This is a genomic window from Methylobacterium sp. J-118, from assembly GCF_057836565.1.
On the sequence record NZ_JBYQFA010000001.1, the window covers coordinates 4,769,681 to 4,791,001 of the forward strand.

The window sequence follows — 21,321 nt, forward strand, 5'->3', positions numbered from 1 at the left end:
GCTCGGCTCCGGCGGCGCCCTGCGCCCAGGCGACCTCGTCGAGGGGCGAGAGCGGCCCCCAGATCGACAGGGGCAGGTTCGTCAGGCGCTTGTCCTAGACCGCCTTGTAGGGGGTGAGGTTGAGATAGGCGATCGGCGCCTCGGACACGACGATCTTTTGGAACTCGTCGTAGAGCGCCTTGCGCTTCTGCGGGTCTGTCTCGACCGCGGCGGCGTTCAGCAGTTCGACCTTCGGGTTCTTGTACTGCTGGGTATTCGACCAGATCACACCCTTGCGGATATTGGTCGACAGGTAGGTCCGCGCCACGCCGATCACCGGGTCGCCCCAGTTGAAGACGTTGTCCATGGTCAGGTCGAAATCGAAGTTGGAGACGCGCTGCGCCCAGGTCGGGAAGTCCGGCGCAGCGCGGACCTGGAGGGCGATGCCGATCCGCTTGAGGCCGGCCCGCAGGTACTCGGCGACGTTGCGCTGCTGATCGTTGTCGTTGGGGATGTAGTCGATGGTGAGCTGGAACCGCGTGCCATCCGGCCCCTTCTTCAGGCCGGCCTCGTCGAGCAGGGCGTCCGCCTCGGCGATGTCGAGCTTGTAGAGGTCGACGGCCGGCTCGTAGAACGGCGAGCCCGGCACGATCGGGCCGGTGGCCGCCTTCGCGACGCCGCCGAGCAGCTTGCCGGTGATGAAGTCGCGGTTGGCCGCCAGCGCGATGGCCCGACGGACGCGCACGTCGTCGAGGGGCTTCTTCCCGCAGTTGAAGGCCAGCCAGTTGATCGGGCCGATCCCCTCGAAGCCGCGATCCGTCACGGTCAGGGTCGGCGCCTTGACGAGGCGCTCGATATCGCGCACCGAGGAGAGGAACGGCAGCATGCCGATCTCGCGCCGCTCGGTGGCGATGACGAGGCTGTTCTGGTCCGGCAGGATCCGGTAGACGAGCCGCGCCAACCTGGGCCGCCCGGGGATGAAGAACCGGTCGAATCGCTCGAGCTGGATCGACTCGCCCTGCTTGTACTCCACGAACTTGAACGGGCCGGAGCCGACGGGCTTCAGGTTGGCCGGATGGGTCTTGATGTCCTGGCCGTCGCCGTAGACGTGCTTGGGCAGGATCGGCATCAGGCCGGGCGACATGGCCAGCAGCAGCGCCGGGTGCGGGCGCGCGAGCCGGATGATGACCGTGTGGGCATCGGGGGTCTCGACCGTCGAGACCGGCTCCAGCATGGTCTGGAACGGATGGTTGGCCTTGATCACCCCGATCGAGAAGGCGACATCCTCGGCGGTCAGCGGGTGGCCGTCGTGGAAGACGGCGTCCTCCACGAGGTGGAGCGTCACGCTGAGGTTGTCGGGGGCGACGACCCAGGATTTCGCCAGGTAGGGTTGCGGGTTCCACTGGTCGTCGTAGCGCAGCGGGCTCGCGAAGATCTGCGTCGACACCATCCCGGTGGCGATGCCGGACTGCACGGCGCCGTTGAAGTGGCGCGGCACTTGGCTGGTGCCGATCACCAGCGGCGCGGCCGCGTCGTCGGCCAGCGCCTTCGGCAGGTCGAGGATCGGGGTCGTCAGGGGTGCGGCGAGGACCGAGAGGCCGGCGCCGAGGAGCGTGCGTTTGGTCAGGCGCATCGGGTTCGGTCTCCGTGTGGGGTGTGCGGGTGTCGCATCGCGGCGTCGAGGAGGCCGGCGAGCGTCGGGCCGGCTTCGGGATCGGTCGCCGCGATGCCGACGAGTTCGGCTTCGTCCGGCGCAGGCTCGGGCAGCGGCGACAGGCTCCAGCGGCGCCCGACCATCTGCAGCAGGTGCATCCCGGGCCTGTCGGCCAGACCGAGGCGACCCTTCAGCCGCAGGAGTGCGGCCGGCATGCCGGCGAGCGCGCGTTCGAGCGCGGCGCGGTCGAACGCGCCCGCGCGCCGGTAGAGCAGGCGCTGGAAGGCCTCCTCGTGCGGCACCGCCTCGGCCCGCAGCCGGGTCGATCCCCGCCGGGCCCGGTCCGGACCTGCGCCGCCGAGATCGAAGACAGAAGCGGGCAGCGCGGCCGCCACGGTCTCGATGACCGGGACGCCGGGCGCGAGGGCGGCGAGCGTATCCCGGGCTACCGCGCGACCCGCTTCGTCCACGAGGTCGCGCTTGTTGAGAACGAGGAGGTCGGCCGCGCGGATCTGGCGGGCGAGGGTATCGCCCAGGCGCGGGTCGGCGGCGAGGCCCGGCAGGCGCTCGGCATCCGCCAGCACGACGACGCCGCGCAGGACGAGGCCGGGCTCCACCAGGGCGATCTCCGCGATGGCGCCCGGATCGCCGACGCCGCTCGCCTCGATGACGATGTGGTCGAAGGGTTCGGGCTCCGCGAGGACGCGCATCAGCGTGTCGAGGAAGCCGTCGGCGAGGCTGCAGCAGACGCAGCCGTTGGTCAGCCGCAGGGTCTGCCCATCATGGTTCTGGATCAGGCCCGCATCGACGTTGATCGCGCCGAAATCGTTGACCAGCACCGCGTAGCGGCCCTGCGACCCGGCGAGCAGCCGGTTCAGCAGCGTCGTCTTGCCGGCTCCGAGGAAGCCGCCGACGACCGTGAGCGGGCAGCGCGTCGCGGGCGGGGGAAGCCCGCGCCTCATGCCGGCGGCACCGCGAAGACGCGGCCGCCCAACACCGTGGCGTGGACCGGAATGTCTTTGAGCGCCTCCTGGGGTACCGCGTAGGGATCCGCGTCGAGGACGGCGAAATCGGCGAACTTCCCGGCCTCGATGGAGCCGACGCAATGGTCCATCCGCAGGGTGTAGGCGGCCCCCAGCGTCACGGCGTGCAGGGCTTGGGCGACGCTCAGCCGCTCCTCGGGGCCGAGCACGCGCCCCGACGATGTGGTCCGGTTGACGGCGCACCAAGCGGTGAACAGCGGCCCGAGCGGCGTCACCGGCGCGTCCGAGTGGATCGCGAGCGGGATACCGAGCCGCGCCGCGCTCCTGGCGGCGTCGATCCGGGCTGCCCGCTCTGGCCCCATCGTCAGGTCGTGATGGGCGTCACCCCAGTAGTAGAGGTGGTTCGAGAACAGGTTGAGGCACAGGCCCAGGGCCTTGACCCGCCGCAGCTGCGCCTCAGTTGCCATCTGGCAATGCTGGAGGGTGTGCCGGTGGTCGGGACGGGGATGGGCGATCTGCGCCTTCTCGACCGCGTCGAGCGCCGCCTCGGTGGCCTCGTTGCCGTTGGTGTGGATGTGAAGCTGGATGCCGGCGGCGTGGTAGACGCCGACGATCCGGTCGAGATCCTCGGGGGCGACGTACCAGAGGCCGTTCGGCGCGCCGTTGTGATAGCCCGGCGGCAGGAGCCGGGCGGTGAAGCCCTGGATCGACCCGTCGACGACGATCTTCACGATGCCGAAGCGGAGGCGCTCGGTGCTAGCGGCGGCGAGGCGGCCGATCCTGGCGACCCCGTCTTCCGGGGGGCACGAGACCGAGGCCAGAGCCGGCACGATCCGCACCGGCAGTCCCTCGACGCAGGCAGCGCCGTAAACCGCCACGGTCGCGTCCGTGAGGTCGTTGTGCAGGTCGGCGATGGTGGTGATGCCCTGGAGTTGCGCAGCCGCGCCGAACCGGCCCACATCGGCGGCGTCGAGGGTCCCGCTCATCGGGTTGTAGCCGAGCCCCCGGAACAGGCGCAGCCGCGCGGCGATCCCCTGCAGCTCGCCGGACGGCGTGCCGTCCGGCAGCTTCGGCACGCCGTCGATGGCCGTGTGCTCATCGAAGCCGGCCATCTCCAGGAGCAGGCTGTTGACGTTGGTGATGTGCAGGCTGGCATGGTGGACCATCACCGGCCGGGTGGTCGAGACCCGGTCGAGGTCGTGGCGGGTCAGGCGCGCGCCGCCGAGATGCAGCGGATCGAAGCCCCAACCGTAGAGCAGCTGGTCCGGGTCGGCGATGGCCCGGTCCGCCTCCGAGAGCCGGTCCACGACGGCGCCGATGTCGCGCAGACCCGGCACGCGACGTCCGTCCGGGCTGCGGCGGTCGCCAGCGCCGACATAGGTCTGGCGCCAGAGGGTGCCCTCCATCACGTGGGCGTGCCCCTCGACGAAGCCGGGGAGGATGACCTTGTCGGCGAAGCGGCGATCCGGCACCGCGTCGAGCCCGTCGAACTCGGCCGGCGTCCCGACCATCAGCACGCGCCCGTCCCGCACGGCGATATGGGTCGCATCCGAACGCGATGGGTTCATCGTGATGACCCGCCGGGCCTCAAAGAGGGTGATCTCACTCGGCATGGCTGTCCTCGGCACGACGCTTAGGATGCCGGCCGTTCGCCCGGACCGCTAGCGCCAGACGCCGGGGATGAAGGGAGCCAGGGCGCGGCGCCGCCGATCGGAGCTCCGGCCCACGCGGCGATGCAGGTGCTGCCGGGGATGACATGGCCGGTTCGGCGTCCCGAACGGCTTGGTGGCCGACCGTACCACCACACCGAGGGATCAAAAACCTAGGCGGATAGCCTCAGGATCACCGCGGACGATCCGACGATGTGAGCCAAGGTGACCAGCACCGACCCGGTATGAAGCACGCCGAAACGTCTACGATTGCCCATGTCGGTCGCCCCGTTGATGGCCGGCATGAGGATTTGGCGCGCGAGGAGTGCCGTGACGGCGATGAGCCCCAAAATAAGAGCGGAGGTCCTATCGATGCTGGCTGTCAGCGCTGCGCCGAAGAGGGCGCACCCTATGACGAAAACGTAGAAGTGCGGGAAGGCGCGGCGCAGGAGCGGGCCTGCCGCGTCGGCGGGCAGGGCGCTAAACAAGAACGCGGCGAAGCCGAATGAGTACAGGATCATCCCGCCGAACAGGAGGGCGGTCAGGAGGATAGCTGTTTGCGAGAGCATCGGTTTCAAGCCTTATGATTTTCTGATCGCCCTTGCGGGTGGCGTTCGGTTCCCTCGGCCCCATCGATGCCGTGCTCCTTCCTCGGGAGAATACTCCCTTGCTTCACGAGCGAGGTGGGGGGCGACGCTCAGATCGAGTCTTTCAGTGTCTGTTTAGTGCAGGCAGTGAACACGTCGCTGATCGCCAAGTTGGCATGCGCGTCCATGCCCGAAGCGGCATTTAGGCAGGACAACACATCCTTGCGCGGAGCACCTCCTCCGCCGGATTTCTCCAACTGCTGCATAAGGCGGTCCCGGTCGACGCCCGGTGCGGCGCTCCAATCACGCAAAGTGTCCTGCGGTTGCAAGGCCAGGGCTGGCGTTGCAACCGACGTCAGTATCAAAATCACTAAAGAGCGAACCGGCATCTTCGAGGCCCCTCGGTTAGGGTGGTCCAAGAACAATCAAAGTCCCCAACATTTGTTTGTGTCACAGGACGTAGTGACTAAGCGTTGCTGAGGCGGGTTAGAACGAGAAACAATTTCTTCGCTAGCATCACCGGTGGCGAAGAGTGACTCGCCCTGGTCCTCCCTGGACAGTGAGCCATATTCCAGGTCGTGCCTGCACTATCTGTGAAGCCGAACCGCATTGACTATGCGCCTTGGCAGCGCACGTGACCTGCACGGGTACCCGGACCTATGACCGCTTTCGCGCAGCGCTGGCAGCAATCTGTAGGCCTACGTTGGGTCGAAAGCAGCTCCCCCCTTACGGATATCAAGCGCTCGGCTTGTAATCATAGCTTGGCTATCAGCCCTTCGTTGTAGAAGTCGTCGCCGGCTTCTGCTCACCACCGCCTAACCAACCGCGGACGGTGCCGAGGATATCGCTTGGAATTACCACCCACGACGGCAGGAAGCCCGATGCGCTGCCGTTCCAGCGGCCAGCGAGCGTCTGCCTTGCCTGCGCGTCCGACCGGCGGATCTCCATGTCGAGGATCCGCTCCTGGATCGGCAGCGTGGCAAGCTGCGCCTGGGCCGACTGCGCCCGCTTGTTGGCCATAAACGTATCGTCGATCGCCGCCTGGATCGCGGTATTCTCGAAGTTCAGCTCGTCGGCAAAGCCCAGCGTTGTCACGGTGATGCCCATCGGCGCGAACTGGTCGATTACAGCCTTCTCGACGGCGGCCATGATCTCGGCCTTCTGACGGATCGCGTCATCGGTCGAGCGACGGCCAAACTCCCGCGCGAGCGCTGCCTGCACAGTGCGATGGACGTTGCCGTCGACCACCTCGGCTAGCGATCGGCCGTAGAGGACCGAGGCGAAGCGCGCCTCGTCCGTGTCCTGGGCCGAGGGCTTGGTACCGAACCAGTAAAGGAACTTGGCTGCGTCCTCTTCCTTTACGAAGGCGGAGATCACCACCGAGGTCGAGAGCCCGATCGAGTCGGCGGTCTCGAAGCGGAAGCCCTGATCGGCGGCCGAAGTGCCCCGGTTGGACGAGGTCGTCCACTCGCGCGAGACGGGCGTTCGGTCGACGATGATCAAACGCGCGGCTGGCACATAATAGTCTGACAGCGTGCCGGTGTTGGGCAGCTTGGTGTGCGGGATCTGGACACGCTTGGCCGCGACCTTGCTCTCGGAGAGGAAGCGCTCCGAGCCAAACTGCGCCTGCGTTGTCTTCGTGTCCCCGCTCTCTGGGATCACAAAGGCTGATTGGTTCGGTAGGATCTCGATGTACTCGCCGTAGTCGTACTTGCTGAAGTAGGCGCGCGCGGGCTCGGGCGCTGCGGCAGAGGCAAGGCCCAGGACCAAGACGGCGAGTGGCACCCGGCGGGCGGGAGCCAGCCAGATCACTGCTAGAACGGCGAGGAGTGCCAGGAACGGCAGCGTGGAGCCGCCGGCGAGGTCGGCCGCGATCTGCGTCTTCAACGGAGCGATGTCGCTGTCGGACAGCTGATCGACGGCGATGCGACCCGCAGTCATGGCGGCCTCGGTCGAGGCGAGCCGAGGCAGGCCGGCGAAAATGGCCAGGGCGCCGAGCGAGAGGCCGGCGCGGATGAGGGTGGACATGGGAAGTCTCGATCGTTCAATGCCCATGACGGGCGACGGCAATATCAGTGTTCGGGATACGCTTGCTCAGTGGGGCTTCAACGAAGCTCGGCCTTGAGCCGAGCGAGCGTCGCATGGAACTTTTCGCACCTGCGCAAAGGTTGCCGAGCGAGTCTGGTCAGGCTAGTCGCTCGCGGGTTGCAGCCCAGTCCCTCGGGTCGATCTGCCTGACATCCGGTAAGATCGGACTTTCATGCGTCCGCTTCTGGTGACCGGGGAAGATCAACCTGACGACAGAATTGGGTTGGTTGGAGAGCGTCCGCTTTCGTGGTCGCCCGCCTCCGAAGCGGACCGGCAGCTTTCGGCCAGCTTCGGTCGCGTTGGCCAGTGCCTCTGAACGGCTGGGTTGGGTGGAGCCCGGAACGTCCGGTCTCGGTCAGAAATGCTGGGAACCTGACGTTGAACACCGAACCGGGTGTGCCTTTTAGCCGGTCGATAGATCGAGCTATCGGCTGGCCGACGCAAATTCGAGGATGCCTTGAACGAGCTTGCGCTGCTGGAACGGCTTGTCGTGGAACACGCCCCGCTCCGGGATGCTCGACAGGGACGGATCGACGGCTAGGGCCGCTATTGGAACGGCAGCACCGGTGGACTTGAGGCAGCCCGCTTCCGCAGGGCGATTCGACGGGAGCGGACCGCGTAGCCCGATCAGGCGGGGCCTCACGGCCCCGGCCGGGGGGACGCGGTCAACGGAACCGGTCGAGCCCGGATGGCTTGCCCCCCGGGATACACGAATTCGAGGCGAGACCTCGGCCAATCGCGAGAAGTGAGTTTTGGTTGGGTTCGACGTCACGGCGTTGTCGCGGAACGAGCTTGAGGCGGAGGTCATACGCCTGCGGTCGCGGCTGCCGGAGGCGGAAGGCGAGGCGTTCCACTGGATGGCGCTGAGGGAGAACGAGGCGAAGCTCCGCGAGAGCGAAGACCATTTCCGGCACACGGTCGAACTCAACCCTCAGGTCCCGTGGACCTGCGACCCAGTTGGCAACATCACCTCGTACTCGAATCGCTGGCTCGACCTGACGGGCCAGGCCCCGGGCGAACCGGACGGCGCGGGCTGGATGAAGGCCCTGCATCCGGACGACATTCCGCACACGGTCGCGGTGTTCTCGGCTTGCCTCGCCTCGGGCGATCCGGTCGACGTGGACTACCGCATCAACATCGCGGCTGCAGGCGAATACCGCTGGATGCGAGCCAGGGCGCGTCCCCGCCGGGACGAAGCCGGCGCCATCGTGGCTTGGTACGGCGTCGTCGAGGACATCCATGACCGCCGCCTTGCCGAGGAGGCGCTGCAGGCTAGCGAGGCCCGCTACCGGACGCTGTTCGAGACGATCGAGGTCGGGTTCTGCATCATCAGGATGCGCTTCGACGCGGACGGACGGGCGGTCGACTACCTGATCGAGGAAGCCAACCCGGCCTTCGCCCGGCAGACCGGCGCGGACGTCGCCGGTCGGTGGGTCAGCTCGTTCGCGCCCAACCTCGAACGGCACTGGTTCGACCGCTACGGCCGCGTCGCATTGACTGGGGAATCCGCCCACTTCGAGAACTACGCCGCCGTGTTCGGGCGCTGGTTTGACGTGCGTGCGCACCGGGTCGGGGACCCGCGCGACCGCCGCGTCGCGGTCTTCTTCGGCGACATTACCGCACGAAGGAACGCCGAGTTGCGGGCGGAGGCCAACGCCCGCGAACTCCGACTCATCACCGACGCGCTGCCGGTGCTGATCGCGTTCATCGACGCGGGCCATGTCTACCGCTTCGCCAACGATGCCTACCGGGACTGGTTCTTCGTCCCGCCCGGCGAGGTCGTCGGGCGCGATGTCCGCGAACTCCTGGGCCCGGCCGCCTACGCCGTTCGGCGGCCCTTCATCGACCGGGCACTCGGGGGCGAGCCCGTCACCTTCGAGACGGACTGGCCGCACCGCGACGGGCGGCACCGCGTTGCCGAGATTCGCTACCTGCCCCGCCAGGATGACGGCGGCGCGGTCGACGGCTTCCACGTCTTCGTGCAGGACGTGACCGTCCGGGCGCAGACGGAGGCCGACCTAGCCCGCCAAGTCGCCGCCCGGACCGCCGAGCGCGACCAGATCTGGCAAGCTTCGTCCGACCTCTTATGCGTAGCCAACCTCGACGGTTACTTCGTCGGTCTCAACCCGGCTTGGCCGCGGACCCTCGGGTGGACCGAGGCCGAGATGAAGGCGCGACCGTTCCTCGATTTCGTCCACCCCGACGACATCGCCGCGACCTTGGCGGCGGCGGGGGGGCTGTCGCGCGGGGAGGCCCAACTCACGTTCGAGAACCGCTACCGCCGCAAGGATGGCGGTTACGTCTGGCTGTCCTGGAACGCTGTCCCGCGCGACGGGCTCATCTACTCGTCCGTACGCGACGTCACCGAGATCAAGCTGCAGGGCGAAGCGCTCGCGAAGACGGAGGAGGCCCTGCGGCAGTCGCAGAAGATGGAGGCGGTCGGCCAACTGACCGGCGGCCTCGCGCATGATTTCAACAACCTGCTTGCCGGCATCTCAGGCTCGCTGGAACTGATGCAGACCCGCATGTTGCAGGGTCGCATGGGCGACCTCGACCGCTACATGAGCGTCGCGCAAGGGGCGGCCAAGCGCGCCGCCGCCCTGACGCATCGCCTGCTCGCCTTTTCCCGGCGCCAGACCCTCGACCCCAAGCCCACCAACGTGAACCGCCTGGTCCGGGACATGGAGGAGTTGATCCGGCGTACTGTCGGTCCTGCCGTCCACTTGGAGGTCGTCGGCCTCGCGGGGCTGTGGCCGGCGCTGATCGACCCAGGACAATTGGAGAACGCGCTGCTCAACCTGTGCATCAACGCTCGGGACGCGATGCCGGACGGCGGCCGCATCACTATCGAGACCGCCAACAGGTGGATTGACGAGGCCGGTGGCCGCCAGCACGATCTCGCTGCCGGCCAGTACCTGGGCGTCTGCGTGACCGACACCGGCACCGGCATGGCCCCGGATCTGATTGGAAAGGTGTTCGAGCCGTTCTTCACCACCAAGCCTACCGGCGAGGGCACGGGCCTCGGACTGTCCATGGTCTACGGTTTCGCCCGACAGTCCGGCGGACAGGTGCGGATCTATTCCGAGGTCGGCGTCGGGACGACGGTCTGCCTGTACCTGCCGCGCCACTACGGCGAGGCCGACGAGGATGACGTGGCCCGCAGGCTTGCCGAGGTGGAGCAGGCCGGCCAGGGCGAGACAGTGTTGATCGTGGACGACGAGCCCTCCGTGCGCATGCTCGTCACCGAGGTACTGGAAGACCTTGGCTACACCGCCATCGAGGCCGCCGACAGCGTGGGAGGCCTGAAGGCACTTCAGTCGGACGTGCGCATCGACCTGCTGGTGACCGACGTCGGGCTGCCGGGGGGCATGAACGGGCGGCAGATGGCCGATGCCGGCCGCGAGCGGCGGCCGGACCTGAAGGTGCTTTTTATTACCGGCTACGCCGAGAACGCTGTGCTCGGGAATGGCTACCTGCGCCCCGGCATGCAGGTCCTGACCAAGCCGTTCGTGCTGGAAACCCTCGCCACCCGCATCAAGGATCTCATCGCCGAGGCTTGAACCCGCCGGCAGAGGTTGACCTGCGTCATCGTCCGTAGCGACTGGGGTTCCGCTACGGCGTTATCAGGCGCGAACCACCGACCGGAGCCGTCATGCTGAACCCGTTCTGTGCCGACTTTCCGCTCGCCGTGGAGGCTCAGAAGGTCATCGAGTTGCGACTGGTGCGGATCGCATGGCGCGGCGCGGAGGGCCAAGCCGAGATGGGAGAAGGTCGTGGCCGCGGTGGAGGCAGCCAACACCCTGATAGCGGGCGGCGGCCACGGTGATGTCATCGCGCGCTACCGGGAGCACGTTGCGGACAACACTCATTGCCTGATGGCCTGAGCCGGCTTCGGAGACGACAAGCAGGAGACTGTCATCAGCTGACCTCGCAGGCGTGCCCGCCTTGAATGCTCGGCTCGATGAAGCGATTACAGCGACCCCCACATCGATCTTTTTCACGTCTGCGGCCATGTCCGCTTCCGGGAGGCACATAACCGCGCGTGAACGACCGTGTTGGGTCGGAAGCGGGATGGCTGCTCAGGGTGGATTGCGGCTGGTCCGCTTCCAAGTGGCGTAGGCGTTGAAGCAGACTTGAAAAGTCGATCCATTCTGCCCTGCGGTCAGCACCAGATCGTGCTGCCGGGGCCGCATCCCCGCTCTCCAGCGCTTCCAGGTAGGTGCGCAGTAAGGATGCCCGGTCCGGCCGAAAGCTGCCCCCCTCGACCTTGGCTTCGACGATGCGGTCGATCCGGAACATGCGGAACGCTTCGCGCAGACGGCACCATGATAAAACGACCAGTCGCCGCTCCGTATGAACGATCGCCAGCGGCAGGATCGTCCGCAACGTGCCCGAACCGCGCTCATCCGTGTAGTGGATGGTGAGCGCCTCTTCCCGCCAGCATGCCTGCCGGATCAGACCTAGGTTCTGAGCGGACGCGTAGCGTGCCTCGGGGCGATAGACCTTCGATACGCAGTGGAACAGGTGCTGCTCGCGATCGTCCGGCAGTATCGCTGCGACCTTGGCCACGACCGAAGCCGCTGCCGCCGCCAAGTCGGGATCGCCCATGGCGCGCACCTCCGCCATGCCGAGCGCCAACGCCTCGATCTCCAGGCGATCCAACGTCTGCGGTGGAAGCGCGTAATCCTCGGTCAGCCGGTAGCCGTAACCCCGCTCGCCGTCGATCCGGGCTCCGGCGGCCCGCAGGCTGTCGATGTCCCGGTACAGCGAGCGCACCGAGACGCCGGTCTCCTCTGCCAGACGCGCGGCCGTCACCGGTTTGGGCAGGCTGCGCATCGCCTGGAGGAGACGGAAGAGGCGGTCGCTCCGTGCCATCAGCCTACTGCCGGTTTTTGTCAGGTAGGGGTTGGTACATCCCAGTCGCAGGGCTCGGCAACACGCCCTGCACATTTGAGACTGCCATGACCGTCCAGACGACCACTCATCTCAACTTCCGCGGGCAGGCTCGCGAGGCGCTCGATTTCTACCGCTCCGTCTTCGGCGGCCAGCGGACGATCGTCACTTACGGGGACCTCGGGGCGACGCAGGATGCTGTGCAGGCTGAGCATATGATCTGGGGCCAAGTGGCTTCCGATCAGGGCTTCCGGATCATGGCCTATGACGTACAGCCGGAAAAGCCGTGGAACCCGGGGGAGAACGCGTTCTACGTCTCGGTCCGTGGCACCTCGTCTGAGGAGATCACCGCGTACTGGGAGAAGCTTCGCGTGGGCGCGTCGGTCTTGCAGCCGCTCGGTGCTTCGGCTTGGTCGCCGCTCTACGGGATGCTGACGGATCGGTTCGGTGTGACATGGGTCATGGACGTGATGGTGGCCTGACCAGGCATTCTGAATGGCGGGCGATCGAACGTTTGTCCGCCCTCCTGCATCAAAGCCGAAGTGGTGAGCGGCTGGGTTGGGTCGGAAGCGGGAATGCCGCTCAGGGTGGATTTCCGCCGGTCTGCTTCCGAGGGCATGAGGTTCAAAGCGGACACGCATAACCTCCCTCCACAGGCCCTAACTCTGCTCATCCGATCGATCCATAGGTTGTAAAGGCGCCGAAGATTATCGAAAAAGTCGCATCATCAGATCGGTCAGGGTGCGCAATGCATCGTCGTCGAGGGCTAGACTGCACCGGAGCTTGCTCGCCGTCTCCCGCATGAGCCGATCCGTCACCGCACGACCTCCAGGCGTCAGCGAGACCAACACCTGACGCCCGTCCGCCGGGTCTGGCGCTGCTTCGATATGCCCTTCCTTCTGCAGGGTATCGACCAGCATCGACACGTTGGCACGTGAGACCTTCAGCGCCCCGACGATCTCGCGCTGGGGCACGGGTTCGTCGCGCGACCACAGCACAGCAAGCACCTGCCAGCGGCCGGGTGTCAGCGCGTCATCGCCAAGCCAGCGCGCGACGACATTGTCGAGTGCCTGGACGCCTGAGCGCAGAGCAAACAACGCCTCCAGGGCGAGCGCATCGCCGGGCGGAAGGACGGCGTGGTAGCGGCGGCGCACGAAGTCGGGCGGGACGAGCGGCGGGGCTGACGTCTTCCTCGGCATCCTTGACATTGTTAAGCGCTTAACAGAAATGGGTTGCAGGGCGTTGGCTCAGTCCTGAGCCGCACCTTCCCCGGACGGAGTGCGGCATGGGGACGCCGATCCTGCTCGGCATACATCACCTCAAGTTCCCGGTCGCCGACCTCGACCGCAGCCTCGCCTTCTACGCGTGCGCTCTCAGGGCCCAGCGCATCGAAGCTTGGGACCATCGACACGCCGACGGCACACTATACGCCCTGATCCTTGAGGTCCCGGGGCTCGGCACGCACCTCGAACTGCGTCTCGATCCGATCCAGGCCGCGCGTCAGGCCGGCTTCGATCCAGTTACCCTTGCCGTGCGGGACCGGGCCGCCCTCGACGGCTGGATCGCGCACCTCGACACGGCGGGCATCGCCCACTCGCCCGTCCTCATCGCGATCCAGGCGTGGCTCATCGTGTTCGCCGACCCCGACGGCCGGCGCCTTCGCTTCTACACGCAGGAGACCCACGGACTCGAACTCCCGCCCGACGATGGCTCGCCGTGGCTGACCGGAGACTGAGGCAGAAGGAGGTGCCATGTCCAACCCCGTCCTGATCGTCGGCGCTGGCCCGACCGGCCTGACCGCCGCCCTCGAACTCGCACGCCTTGGCGTCCCGGTGCGCCTCATCGACAAGCGGGAGGCGCCAGCTACCACTTCCCGCGCGATCGGCGTCCAGGCGCGGACTCTCGAACTCCTGGATCAACGCGGGCTCGCCGACGAGCTGGTCCACCTCGGCAATCCGGGCCGCTACGGCAGTGTCTACGGCGGCGGCAAGAGGGTCTTCCACCTCGACTTCGCGCATGTCGAGAGCCGCTATCCGTACATCCTGTTCGTGTCCCAGGCAGAGACCGAGCGGGTTTTGCGCGAGGCTTGCGCCCGCCACGGCGTTGCGCCGGAATGGAGGACGGAAATCGTCGGCATTCAGCAGGACGTGCACGCGCACGATATCGCCCCCGTCCACGCCGTCCTCGAACGCCCCGGCCGCGGCCTTGAGCGGGTCGCCGCGCCCTGGATCATCGCGGCGGAAGGGGCGCACAGCCTCGTGCGCACCACCCTCGACCTGCCCTTCGAGGGGCATACCCGCACGGAGGACTACGCGCTCGGCGACCTCAAGATCGACGGCGCGCTAGCTGACACGGACTTCCACATCTTCTCGTCCGAGCACGGCTTCATGGGCCTGTTCCCGATGGGCGGCGATCACTTCCGGCTGATCGCCTCGAATCCCCTGAGCGCGCCCTCGAAGGACACTGCGCCCTCACGCGACGAGTTGCAGGCGATCTACGACCAGCGCTCCCCCATTCCGGCCCGGTTCCACGACCTCACCTGGAGCTCATGGTTCCGCATCAACAGCCGGATGGTGCCCCGCCTCAGGATCGGGCGTCTGTTCCTCGGAGGGGACGCCGCACACATCCACTCTCCGGCCGGCGCGCAGGGGATGAACACCGGCATCCAGGACATGATCAACCTGTGCTGGAAGCTCGCCCTGGTCATGCGAAAAGAGGCGCCTGCCGACCTGCTCGATACCTACGAGGCCGACCGGCTGCCGGTGATGCGCAGCGTCCTATCGCGCACCGACAGCCTGACCACGACGATCGGCACCGAGAACCCACTCGTGCGCACCCTGTTCAACCATCTCGGGTCCTGGATCGTAAGCGTGGACTTGGTCCAAGCGAGCGCCACCGCCACGCTGGCGCAGCTCACCGTCGGCTACCGCGATAGCCCCCTCTCAGAGAATGACGGGCACCCCGGCGCCCTACGTGCCGGTGACCGGATGCCGGACCTACCCGTCCAGCAGCGGAAGGATGGGGCGTGGGTGCAGACGCATCTGCACCGGGCTCTCGACCCGTCACATCCCACCTTCGTACTCGCTCTGCCAAACGCGGGACAATGCCCTGTTGATCTGGCGGGGACCGACGGCCCCGTCGTCCAGCTTGTCCCGGCCGCTGACGATGCGGGGCGGTTCGAGGTGGTGTTCGGGGGTAAGGGCAGCGCCGTATTGGCGCGGCCGGATGGCTATGCCGGGTGGATTGGCCCGCTGGACGGCGCGGCTGGGCGGGTCCGGGAGTATCGGGACCGGTGGTTCGCGAAACGTCATGACACGCCGGCCCGCTAAAGGTGTCCGCTTATGGGAACGTACGGGCAGATGCAGGACGACCGAGTTGGGTCAGCTGTTGGCAGTCGCTCAGTGACGTCCGACCCGGGCGAGCGCCTGCCCCAGGTTGATCAACAGCAGGTCCGTCGCCGCCCGGACCCCAGCGGGCGCGTCGGGGCCGAGCGTCTTTTTAAGAGCCAGGGCCAGATCGGTCGCTTGCTCCAGCGGGTTATCGCTTGGACCCAAATTGCTAACGACGTAGCGCTCGTCCCCATCGTGCATCTCGGTGATGTCGATCAGGATCCCGCACGTGCGCAAGGGGTGCCCAGTTCCGGACAAATAGGTGCGCCCGCGGCTGAGGAGCCAGCGCACGGTTCCGTCCTCGGCTATGACACGGTACTCGACCAGGAACAGGCCACCCGCCCGGGTCACCTCTCCAACATGCTCGATCAGCCAAGCATGATCGGCAGGATGCACGGCCGCCAGGGAGATCAACCCAGTGAGCTCTTTCTCGGCGAGATCCGGGTCGCCGGTCAGCAGCTGTGCCGCACCGGCGTCGTAGACGATGACCTGACGGACATGATCCAAGTCCCATGTTCCGACCACGCATGAGGCTTCGAGGGCATCATATAGGCGCTCGTGCGACCCACTAACCCCCCCGGACGTGGCTACTGAACGATCAAACCGCCGATTCATCGTGTTGTCTCGTATCCAGGCAGCCAGACCAGATTAAACCGTACTCTGGGGTCACCGAAATGACAAAGCTTTCATTTTATGGTTGTATTCTGACGATGGGCATTGCGATAGTAGTAGCCCAGGCAGCTCATCCGGGGAGCGCGGAGGGGCTGGAGAAGCCAGAGGAAGCGAGCATGGGCGACGATGTCAGAGCCCAAGTCGCCATGGACGGCGACGAGACGCCAACACGGAACCTACGCCGGATAGCCGACGCCCTCGGCAGGCCAGTATCTGATTTCTACGGTCCATTGATATTGGATCGCGAGGCCCTGATGTTGCTCACGCTTGTTCAGGACTACCTTGTCCGGGTCGATCTGGGTGCTCGCGAACGTTTCATGCGGGCAGTGGAAGCAATGAACTTCCAAGAGCCCACAGCGTGATGGCAATTACCCCGTGCATCTTGTCTGCCGCGATCACCGCCAGCCCGTAGAAGAACAGATCAGCGGATCGGTCGCGCGTTCTGGCCCGTAGCGACCGCCTTCACCCCAGCAGCCGGGAACGGCGGCGCGACTGCGCTCGGCGTCGACCGTATGCTTTTGAGCGCCGCGCCAATTATTGCCTCCCACCCCGAGCTGAAGTTGCCGGAGGGCTGAAGAACGGCTGCTTTAGGGACGCGCCGGCGCCGGTCCTAGCGGCTGGGTTGGGTCGGTAGGAGGCCGTCCGCTTTTTCGGCGGATCTGCTCCGAAGCGGACCGGCGGCTATCGGCCAGGTTCAGTCGCGTGAGTAGGCGCTTCCGAATGGCTGGGTTGGGTGGTTTCCTGCCGGTCCGCTTCTAGTCGGCGTAGCGATGAAGCGGACGTGCCGCCGCGCCCGTTCACGACCCCACTCGGACATGGCTTAGGCATCGTCTAATGTCTGCTCCTGCGATGAAGCGGACGGCATAATGACCGCAACCAGATCAAACATATGTAACTGTAAGACACTGTAAGGCGATGCTAGGGCTAAGCATGGCTCTGCGCGAAACCATCACCATCTCCGTGCCCCCGGAACTCCGGGCGTTCCTGCAAGGGTGTGTAGCCACTGGCCGCTACAGCAGCGTCAGCGAGGTCGTGCGGGCCGCTCTACGCGAGTTTGAGCGAGCCGAGATGGGTAACACTCCGACCTCCCGGCAAGCGATGGCGCAGCAGACTCCTCCTCCTCATGACCGTGCCTGATCCGATGTCGGGTAGCCTCGACTTCCTCAGCGAGGGTGGTGAGATGGGTGCGCGCATCCGCGTCCACGACTGGGCGGCTACACCACTTGGCGAACCGTCATCGTGGCCGCAGTCCCTGCGCTCCACCCTGTCAGTCTGCCTAAACTCGTCGATCGTCAGTGCCCTCTACTGGGGCTCTGAGTTCGTCTTAATCTACAACGACGCCTACGCTCCCGCTCTCGCCGAGCGCCATCCGCAGGCGCTAGGCCAACCGCTTCGCGAGGTCTGGTCCGAGATCTGGCCCGTGCTCGAACCCCAACTCGAACGTGTCATCGAGACAGGGCAAGGGTTCGCAACAGACCGGCAACGGCTGCTGATGAGGCGCCATGGGCGCATGGAGGAGACCTACTGGTTCTACAGCTTTGCGCCCGTGCGCGGCGAGGGCGGCGCGGTCGCAGGCGTGTTCGTCAACGCCATGGATGTTACGTCGCAAGTTAACGCCGAGCGAAGGCTGCGCGAGCGGGACGAGCGGCAGCGGCAAGTCTTCAGGCAGATGCCCGGCTTCATCGCGATCCTGAACGGTCCCACCCACGTCTACGACTACGTCAACGAAGCCTACGTGACGATAGCGGGTCCGCGCAGCTTCCTCGGTCGCGAGGTGCGAGACGTGTTCCCAGACCTCGTGGGACAGGGCTTCTTCGAGTTGCTTGATGGAGTCTACTCGACGGGCGAGCCGTTCTTAGCCAGTGGTATCCCGATCCGCCTCGGCGGCGAGGACGAAGACCGCTTCATCGATCTTCTGTACCAGCCGATCCGCAACGATGACGGCGTGGTCACCGGCATCTTCGCTGGCGGTTACGATGTCACCGTACAGAACCGCGCGACGGTTGCGTTGCGCGAACTCAACGAGACCCTCGAACAACGGGTGGCCGAGCGCACCAAGGAACTCATGCTGGCGGAGGAAGCCCTACGTCAGTCACAGAAACTTGAAGCGATCGGCCAACTGACCGGCGGCGTTGCGCACGACTTCAACAATTTGCTCACCGTCATCAAGTCGTCTACCGACCTGCTCAAGCGCCCCGATCTCGCCGAGGAGCGCCGTCTTCGTTACGTCGCGGCAATTTCCGATACGGTTGACCGCGCTGCCAAGCTCACAGGTCAGCTTCTCGCCTTTGCCCGGCGGCAGGCCCTCAAGCCCGAGGTGTTCGACGCTGCCGAGAGCGTCCGGGCGATCAGCGACATGATGGGCACGCTCACCGGCTCACGTATCCGCATCATTACGCAGCTTCCGGCCGATCCCCGCTTCATAAATGCCGACCACAGCCAGTTCGACACCGCGCTGGTGAACATGGTCGTGAATGCACGCGACTCGATGAACGGCGCAGGGCAACTGACGATCCGGATCGAGGCCGTCGATCAGATGCCAGCCGTCCGAGCGCACGCGGCGGTGGTTGGGGCATTCATCGCCGTGTCCATCATCGACACCGGCTCCGGCATCCCTGAGGAACGCTTGGACCACATCTTCGAGCCGTTCTTCACGACCAAGGGCGTGGGACAGGGCACAGGGCTTGGCCTGTCGCAGGTGTTCGGCTTCGCCAAGCAATCCGGTGGCGAGGTCGCGGTCACGAGTGTGGTGGGCAAGGGCACTACGTTCACCCTGTATTTGCCGAGCGTCGAGACGATGGGACAGGTAACGGTCGCCTTCGAACCCGAGGTCCCGATGGACGGTCACGGCACCTGCGTGCTCGTGGTGGAGGACAACGCGGAGGTGGGCACCTTCGCGGTTCAGAGCCTGCGGGAACTTGGTTACGTGACCGTGCTGGCAACGATCGCCGAGGAGGCGCTGGCCGAGTTACGACAGGGTGCCGACCGGTTCGACGTGGTGTTCACGGACGTGGTGATGCCAGGCATGACCGGGATCGACCTCGCCCACGAGATCCGCCGTCAGCACCCTGATCTGCCGGTCCTGCTGGCCTCGGGCTACAGCCACGTGCTCGCGCAGAACGGCACCTACGGGTTCGAGCTACTGCCCAAACCCTACTCGATCGAGAACCTGTCGCGTCTTCTGAGCAAGGTCGCGGCGTGGCAACGCCGCAAGCGCATCATGGGCGTGTAGAGTACCGTAATTGTCTGCTGTGTCCGTGTTCCGGACATTTGTTGAACGATTGTCGAACTTCCGCTGACCACCGATAGCAGGCCCTGGGAAGAGCCGCTTCACAGGCGAGTGGTCAGGCCGGTGAGCCAATCCGGAGAGACGTTGACCAGCGCGGTCTCCGCGGCCTTGTCGTAGCCCGTGGCGATCATCAGACCCGTGGCTACCAGAACCAAGCCGAGGGCGGCCTTCAGCCCCTTGCCCAGGCCCATCATCCGATTGCGCCAACGCATCAGCACCTCGCGTGAGAGCGTGCCGAGCAGGAGCAGTGGCAGTGCCGCGCCGAGGCCGAACAGCAGCATGGTCAACGCGACGGTGCCGAGGTCGCGTCCCTGGGAGGCGAGCAGTGAAGCCGCCCCGAGGGTTGGTCCGACGCAAGGGCTCCACACCGCCCCGAGCAGCACCCCAACGCCGAACTGGCCGAGCAGGCCGGCGGTGGAGAAGCCGCCGAACCTGTTCTCCGTCCAGTTGCTCATCGGACCCGCGGCCACGGCCAGCCGCGTCTGCGCCGCCGGGACCATCAGGACCAGCCCGATCAGGATGAGCATGATGGCCGCGCCGGTTCGGAAGATGCCGGCGTCGAGACCGATGGCGAACCCCACGGCCGCCACGAACAGCCCGATGACCACGAAGGAAAGAGCGAGCCCGGCAGCGAGCACCGCCGGACCGAACCTATGCTCCGAGGCCGCCGCGCCCAGCACCAGCGGCAGCAATGGCAGCACGCAGGGGGACAGCACTGAGAGGATGCCGGCAAGGAAGGCGAGGCTCAGGCTCGTGACCATGACGGCTCAGATCGCCTTATCGAGGAGCAACGAGATCGCCTCGGGCTTGGTCTCGCCGGCCGAGCGCCCGGTCTCCTTGTCGCCCTTGTAGGTGATGAGGGTGCTCTGCATCGTCGCGCCGAACTGTTTCACGACGTCCTTGCGGCTATCGAAGTCGACGTCGAACACCTGCAGGTCCTTGAACTTCGGATCGGCCTCCAGCTCGGCGAGGATCGGCTTCTGCGCCGCGCAGGTGGTGCACCACGGGGCGGTGATGTGCACCAGGATCGGCTTGCCCGCCTTCTGGGCGGCCTCGAACGCGGCGGGCGTGTAGGTCATCTCGGCGGCGATGGCGGCGGTGCCGAACAGCATGGGGGCGACGGCGAAGGCGGCGAGCAGGATGCGGCGGGTGGTCATGAGCGCGGATCTCCGTGAGCGGATGCGAGGCGGGGGAACGAGGGTTAGTTCGACGCCTGGGTGATGGCGCGGTCGACGTTCACGCGGGCTGACCAGTCCTTGGCGCTGTCCTGGCCTTTGAGGTCGATCAGCCGGGCGCCGCTGACGTCGACGTTCTTGAAGTCCGCGCCCGCTACCGTGGCCCCAGTCAGGTTCGCCCCGGACAAATCCGAGCCCATCAGCACCACGTCGGTGAGGTCGGCATCCTTGAGGTTGGCGTATTCCAGGCGCGACCGCCCGAGGTTGGCCCCCTTCAGGTTCGCGCCCGCAAGGTTCACCGAGGTGAACACCGCCCGCATCAGGCCCATGGACTGGTTCTTGATGTCGGCGCCGCCTTTCAAGTCTACGAGCGTCGCGCCGCTCATGTTGGCGCCCTTGAAGTCGCCGATCGGCATCGACCGGCTGAGGTCGGCACCGCTGAGGTTGGCGTCCCGGGCGGTGATGCCGAACATCTTCGTTTCCGCGAGCTTGGCGCCGGACAGGTCGGCCTTCAGGAACCACGCCTGTTCGAGGTTGGCACCGCTGAGGTCGGCGCCGCGCAGGTTAGTCTTGTTCAGGCGCGCGGTCCGCAGGTTGGCGCCCCGGAGGTTCAACCCGGACAGGTCGAGGCCGGACAGGGCCTTGTCGTGCAGGTCGATCGGCCTGCCGTCCGCGGCCTTGATCATCGCCTCGACGTCGGCGCGGCTCATCTCGGCCTGGGTCATCGCAGGCGAGGACATGTTGGCGCCGAGGAGCAGATCCTGTTCGGCGGCGGCCGGGCCGGCAGCGAGTGTAGCCAGCATGAAGCTCAGGGCGAGGCGGCGCATCGGGTCACTCCCATCGGGTGCCGTGCAGGGCCGGCGCCCGTATCGTTTTCATTGTGCCGCGATGCTATGCTGAGCTGCTGCACCCGGTCGGTGACCCAGGTCACACAAGTCCGGCGCGGCGGGAGAAAAACGCAAC

Annotated in this window: 18 protein-coding genes and 2 pseudogenes; 8 read left to right on the forward strand and 12 right to left on the reverse strand. The window is 66.3% G+C overall.

The window, feature by feature from the left end; genetic code table 11:
* Positions 1-94: 94 nt before the first annotated feature.
* From AC3IF3_RS23365 to AC3IF3_RS23390, 6 genes are all read right to left on the reverse strand, one after another.
* Complete coding sequence (locus tag AC3IF3_RS23365) at positions 95-1,612, reverse strand: ABC transporter substrate-binding protein (protein WP_489230503.1); 1,518 nt, start codon at positions 1,610-1,612, stop codon at positions 95-97.
* Positions 1,603-2,595, reverse strand: coding sequence for a CobW family GTP-binding protein (locus tag AC3IF3_RS23370; protein ID WP_489218449.1), 993 nt, complete (start codon positions 2,593-2,595; stop codon positions 1,603-1,605). The genes AC3IF3_RS23365 and AC3IF3_RS23370 overlap by 10 nt, the downstream gene beginning before the upstream one ends.
* Positions 2,592-4,229 (reverse strand): amidohydrolase, encoded by a 1,638-nt coding sequence (locus tag AC3IF3_RS23375; RefSeq protein WP_489218450.1) that lies wholly within the window; start codon positions 4,227-4,229, stop codon positions 2,592-2,594. The genes AC3IF3_RS23370 and AC3IF3_RS23375 overlap by 4 nt, the downstream gene beginning before the upstream one ends.
* Before the next feature lie 209 nt (positions 4,230-4,438).
* On the reverse strand, positions 4,439-4,834 hold the full coding sequence (locus AC3IF3_RS23380; RefSeq protein ID WP_489220399.1) for a DUF4149 domain-containing protein: 396 nt from the start codon (positions 4,832-4,834) through the stop codon (positions 4,439-4,441).
* Between the two features lie 128 nt (positions 4,835-4,962).
* Entirely contained in the window at positions 4,963-5,241 is a 279-nt protein-coding gene (locus tag AC3IF3_RS23385) for a hypothetical protein (protein ID WP_267359698.1), read from the reverse strand.
* A gap of 379 nt (positions 5,242-5,620) precedes the next feature.
* Complete coding sequence (locus AC3IF3_RS23390) at positions 5,621-6,880, reverse strand: SPFH domain-containing protein (RefSeq protein ID WP_489218451.1); 1,260 nt, start codon at positions 6,878-6,880, stop codon at positions 5,621-5,623.
* An 812-nt stretch (positions 6,881-7,692) separates the two neighbouring features.
* Here AC3IF3_RS23390 and AC3IF3_RS23395 point away from each other — a divergent pair.
* Together AC3IF3_RS23395 and AC3IF3_RS23400 are read left to right on the forward strand one after the other, a co-directional pair.
* Positions 7,693-10,500: a hybrid sensor histidine kinase/response regulator gene (locus AC3IF3_RS23395; protein ID WP_489230505.1), complete on the forward strand. Its 2,808-nt coding sequence runs from the start codon at positions 7,693-7,695 to the stop codon at positions 10,498-10,500.
* 92 nt (positions 10,501-10,592) lie between these two features.
* A pseudogene (locus AC3IF3_RS23400) lies at positions 10,593-10,824 on the forward strand (hypothetical protein).
* A 298-nt stretch (positions 10,825-11,122) separates the two neighbouring features.
* On the opposite strand, the pseudogene AC3IF3_RS23405 reads toward AC3IF3_RS23400, so the two are convergent.
* Positions 11,123-11,815, reverse strand: a pseudogene (locus AC3IF3_RS23405) (helix-turn-helix transcriptional regulator); the annotation flags it as partial.
* An 86-nt stretch (positions 11,816-11,901) separates the two neighbouring features.
* Here AC3IF3_RS23405 and AC3IF3_RS23410 point away from each other — a divergent pair.
* The gene (locus AC3IF3_RS23410; protein WP_243969414.1) at positions 11,902-12,315 is read left to right on the forward strand and encodes a VOC family protein; all 414 of its coding nucleotides are present in this window, start codon (positions 11,902-11,904) and stop codon (positions 12,313-12,315) included.
* A gap of 225 nt (positions 12,316-12,540) precedes the next feature.
* Here AC3IF3_RS23410 and AC3IF3_RS23415 read toward each other — a convergent pair whose 3' ends face one another.
* Positions 12,541-13,032 carry a MarR family winged helix-turn-helix transcriptional regulator gene (locus tag AC3IF3_RS23415; protein WP_489230506.1) on the reverse strand — a complete coding sequence of 164 codons (492 nt, stop codon included), beginning with the start codon at positions 13,030-13,032 and terminating at the stop codon, positions 12,541-12,543.
* An 86-nt stretch (positions 13,033-13,118) separates the two neighbouring features.
* Between AC3IF3_RS23415 and AC3IF3_RS23420 the strand changes: the two genes are divergently transcribed.
* A complete protein-coding gene (locus AC3IF3_RS23420) occupies positions 13,119-13,568 on the forward strand; it encodes a VOC family protein (RefSeq protein ID WP_243969417.1) in 450 nt (149 codons plus the stop codon).
* 16 nt (positions 13,569-13,584) lie between these two features.
* Positions 13,585-15,162, forward strand: coding sequence for an FAD-dependent oxidoreductase (locus tag AC3IF3_RS23425; RefSeq protein WP_489230507.1), 1,578 nt, complete (start codon positions 13,585-13,587; stop codon positions 15,160-15,162).
* A 69-nt stretch (positions 15,163-15,231) separates the two neighbouring features.
* Here the strand turns inward: AC3IF3_RS23425 and AC3IF3_RS23430 are convergent, their stop codons facing one another.
* Entirely contained in the window at positions 15,232-15,729 is a 498-nt protein-coding gene (locus tag AC3IF3_RS23430) for a PAS domain-containing protein (RefSeq protein ID WP_243969422.1), read from the reverse strand.
* A gap of 281 nt (positions 15,730-16,010) precedes the next feature.
* Here AC3IF3_RS23430 and AC3IF3_RS23435 point away from each other — a divergent pair, with 281 nt between their 5' ends.
* From AC3IF3_RS23435 to AC3IF3_RS23445, 3 genes are all read left to right on the forward strand, one after another.
* Positions 16,011-16,256, forward strand: coding sequence for a hypothetical protein (locus AC3IF3_RS23435; protein WP_489230508.1), 246 nt, complete (start codon positions 16,011-16,013; stop codon positions 16,254-16,256).
* 568 nt (positions 16,257-16,824) lie between these two features.
* Positions 16,825-17,031: a type II toxin-antitoxin system ParD family antitoxin gene (locus tag AC3IF3_RS23440; protein ID WP_489230509.1), complete on the forward strand. Its 207-nt coding sequence runs from the start codon at positions 16,825-16,827 to the stop codon at positions 17,029-17,031.
* Positions 17,018-19,126, forward strand: coding sequence for an ATP-binding protein (locus AC3IF3_RS23445; RefSeq protein WP_489230510.1), 2,109 nt, complete (start codon positions 17,018-17,020; stop codon positions 19,124-19,126). Before AC3IF3_RS23440 ends, AC3IF3_RS23445 begins: the two co-directional genes overlap by 14 nt.
* A gap of 98 nt (positions 19,127-19,224) precedes the next feature.
* Here AC3IF3_RS23445 and AC3IF3_RS23450 read toward each other — a convergent pair whose 3' ends face one another.
* From AC3IF3_RS23450 to AC3IF3_RS23460, 3 genes are read right to left on the reverse strand one after another with little or no spacing between them, the layout of a single operon-like run.
* Positions 19,225-19,944 carry a cytochrome c biogenesis CcdA family protein gene (locus tag AC3IF3_RS23450; RefSeq protein WP_489230511.1) on the reverse strand — a complete coding sequence of 240 codons (720 nt, stop codon included), beginning with the start codon at positions 19,942-19,944 and terminating at the stop codon, positions 19,225-19,227.
* Positions 19,945-19,950: 6 nt separating this feature from the next.
* A complete protein-coding gene (locus AC3IF3_RS23455; RefSeq protein ID WP_489218454.1) occupies positions 19,951-20,340 on the reverse strand; it encodes a thioredoxin family protein in 390 nt (129 codons plus the stop codon).
* 44 nt (positions 20,341-20,384) lie between these two features.
* Complete coding sequence (locus tag AC3IF3_RS23460) at positions 20,385-21,185, reverse strand: pentapeptide repeat-containing protein (protein WP_489218455.1); 801 nt, start codon at positions 21,183-21,185, stop codon at positions 20,385-20,387.
* Between the last annotated feature and the right edge of the window lie 136 nt (positions 21,186-21,321).

Bases quoted from the DNA above. Each gene is read 5' to 3' on its own strand.
- AC3IF3_RS23375 (WP_489218450.1), bottom strand. From the start codon at position 4,229: ATGCCGAGTGAGATCACCCTCTTTGAGGCCCGGCGGGTCATCACGATG.
- AC3IF3_RS23390 (WP_489218451.1), bottom strand. From the start codon at position 6,880: ATGTCCACCCTCATCCGCGCCGGCCTCTCGCTCGGCGCCCTGGCCATT.
- AC3IF3_RS23370 (WP_489218449.1), bottom strand. From the start codon at position 2,595: ATGAGGCGCGGGCTTCCCCCGCCCGCGACGCGCTGCCCGCTCACGGTC.
- AC3IF3_RS23410 (WP_243969414.1), top strand. From the start codon at position 11,902: ATGACCGTCCAGACGACCACTCATCTCAACTTCCGCGGGCAGGCTCGC.
- AC3IF3_RS23365 (WP_489230503.1), bottom strand. From the start codon at position 1,612: ATGCGCCTGACCAAACGCACGCTCCTCGGCGCCGGCCTCTCGGTCCTC.
- AC3IF3_RS23455 (WP_489218454.1), bottom strand. From the start codon at position 20,340: ATGACCACCCGCCGCATCCTGCTCGCCGCCTTCGCCGTCGCCCCCATG.
- AC3IF3_RS23425 (WP_489230507.1), top strand. From the start codon at position 13,585: ATGTCCAACCCCGTCCTGATCGTCGGCGCTGGCCCGACCGGCCTGACC.
- AC3IF3_RS23385 (WP_267359698.1), bottom strand. From the start codon at position 5,241: ATGCCGGTTCGCTCTTTAGTGATTTTGATACTGACGTCGGTTGCAACG.
- AC3IF3_RS23380 (WP_489220399.1), bottom strand. From the start codon at position 4,834: ATGCTCTCGCAAACAGCTATCCTCCTGACCGCCCTCCTGTTCGGCGGG.
- AC3IF3_RS23435 (WP_489230508.1), top strand. From the start codon at position 16,011: ATGGGCGACGATGTCAGAGCCCAAGTCGCCATGGACGGCGACGAGACG.
- AC3IF3_RS23450 (WP_489230511.1), bottom strand. From the start codon at position 19,944: ATGGTCACGAGCCTGAGCCTCGCCTTCCTTGCCGGCATCCTCTCAGTG.
- AC3IF3_RS23420 (WP_243969417.1), top strand. From the start codon at position 13,119: ATGGGGACGCCGATCCTGCTCGGCATACATCACCTCAAGTTCCCGGTC.
- AC3IF3_RS23415 (WP_489230506.1), bottom strand. From the start codon at position 13,032: ATGCCGAGGAAGACGTCAGCCCCGCCGCTCGTCCCGCCCGACTTCGTG.
- AC3IF3_RS23440 (WP_489230509.1), top strand. From the start codon at position 16,825: ATGGCTCTGCGCGAAACCATCACCATCTCCGTGCCCCCGGAACTCCGG.
- AC3IF3_RS23460 (WP_489218455.1), bottom strand. From the start codon at position 21,185: ATGCGCCGCCTCGCCCTGAGCTTCATGCTGGCTACACTCGCTGCCGGC.
- AC3IF3_RS23445 (WP_489230510.1), top strand. From the start codon at position 17,018: ATGACCGTGCCTGATCCGATGTCGGGTAGCCTCGACTTCCTCAGCGAG.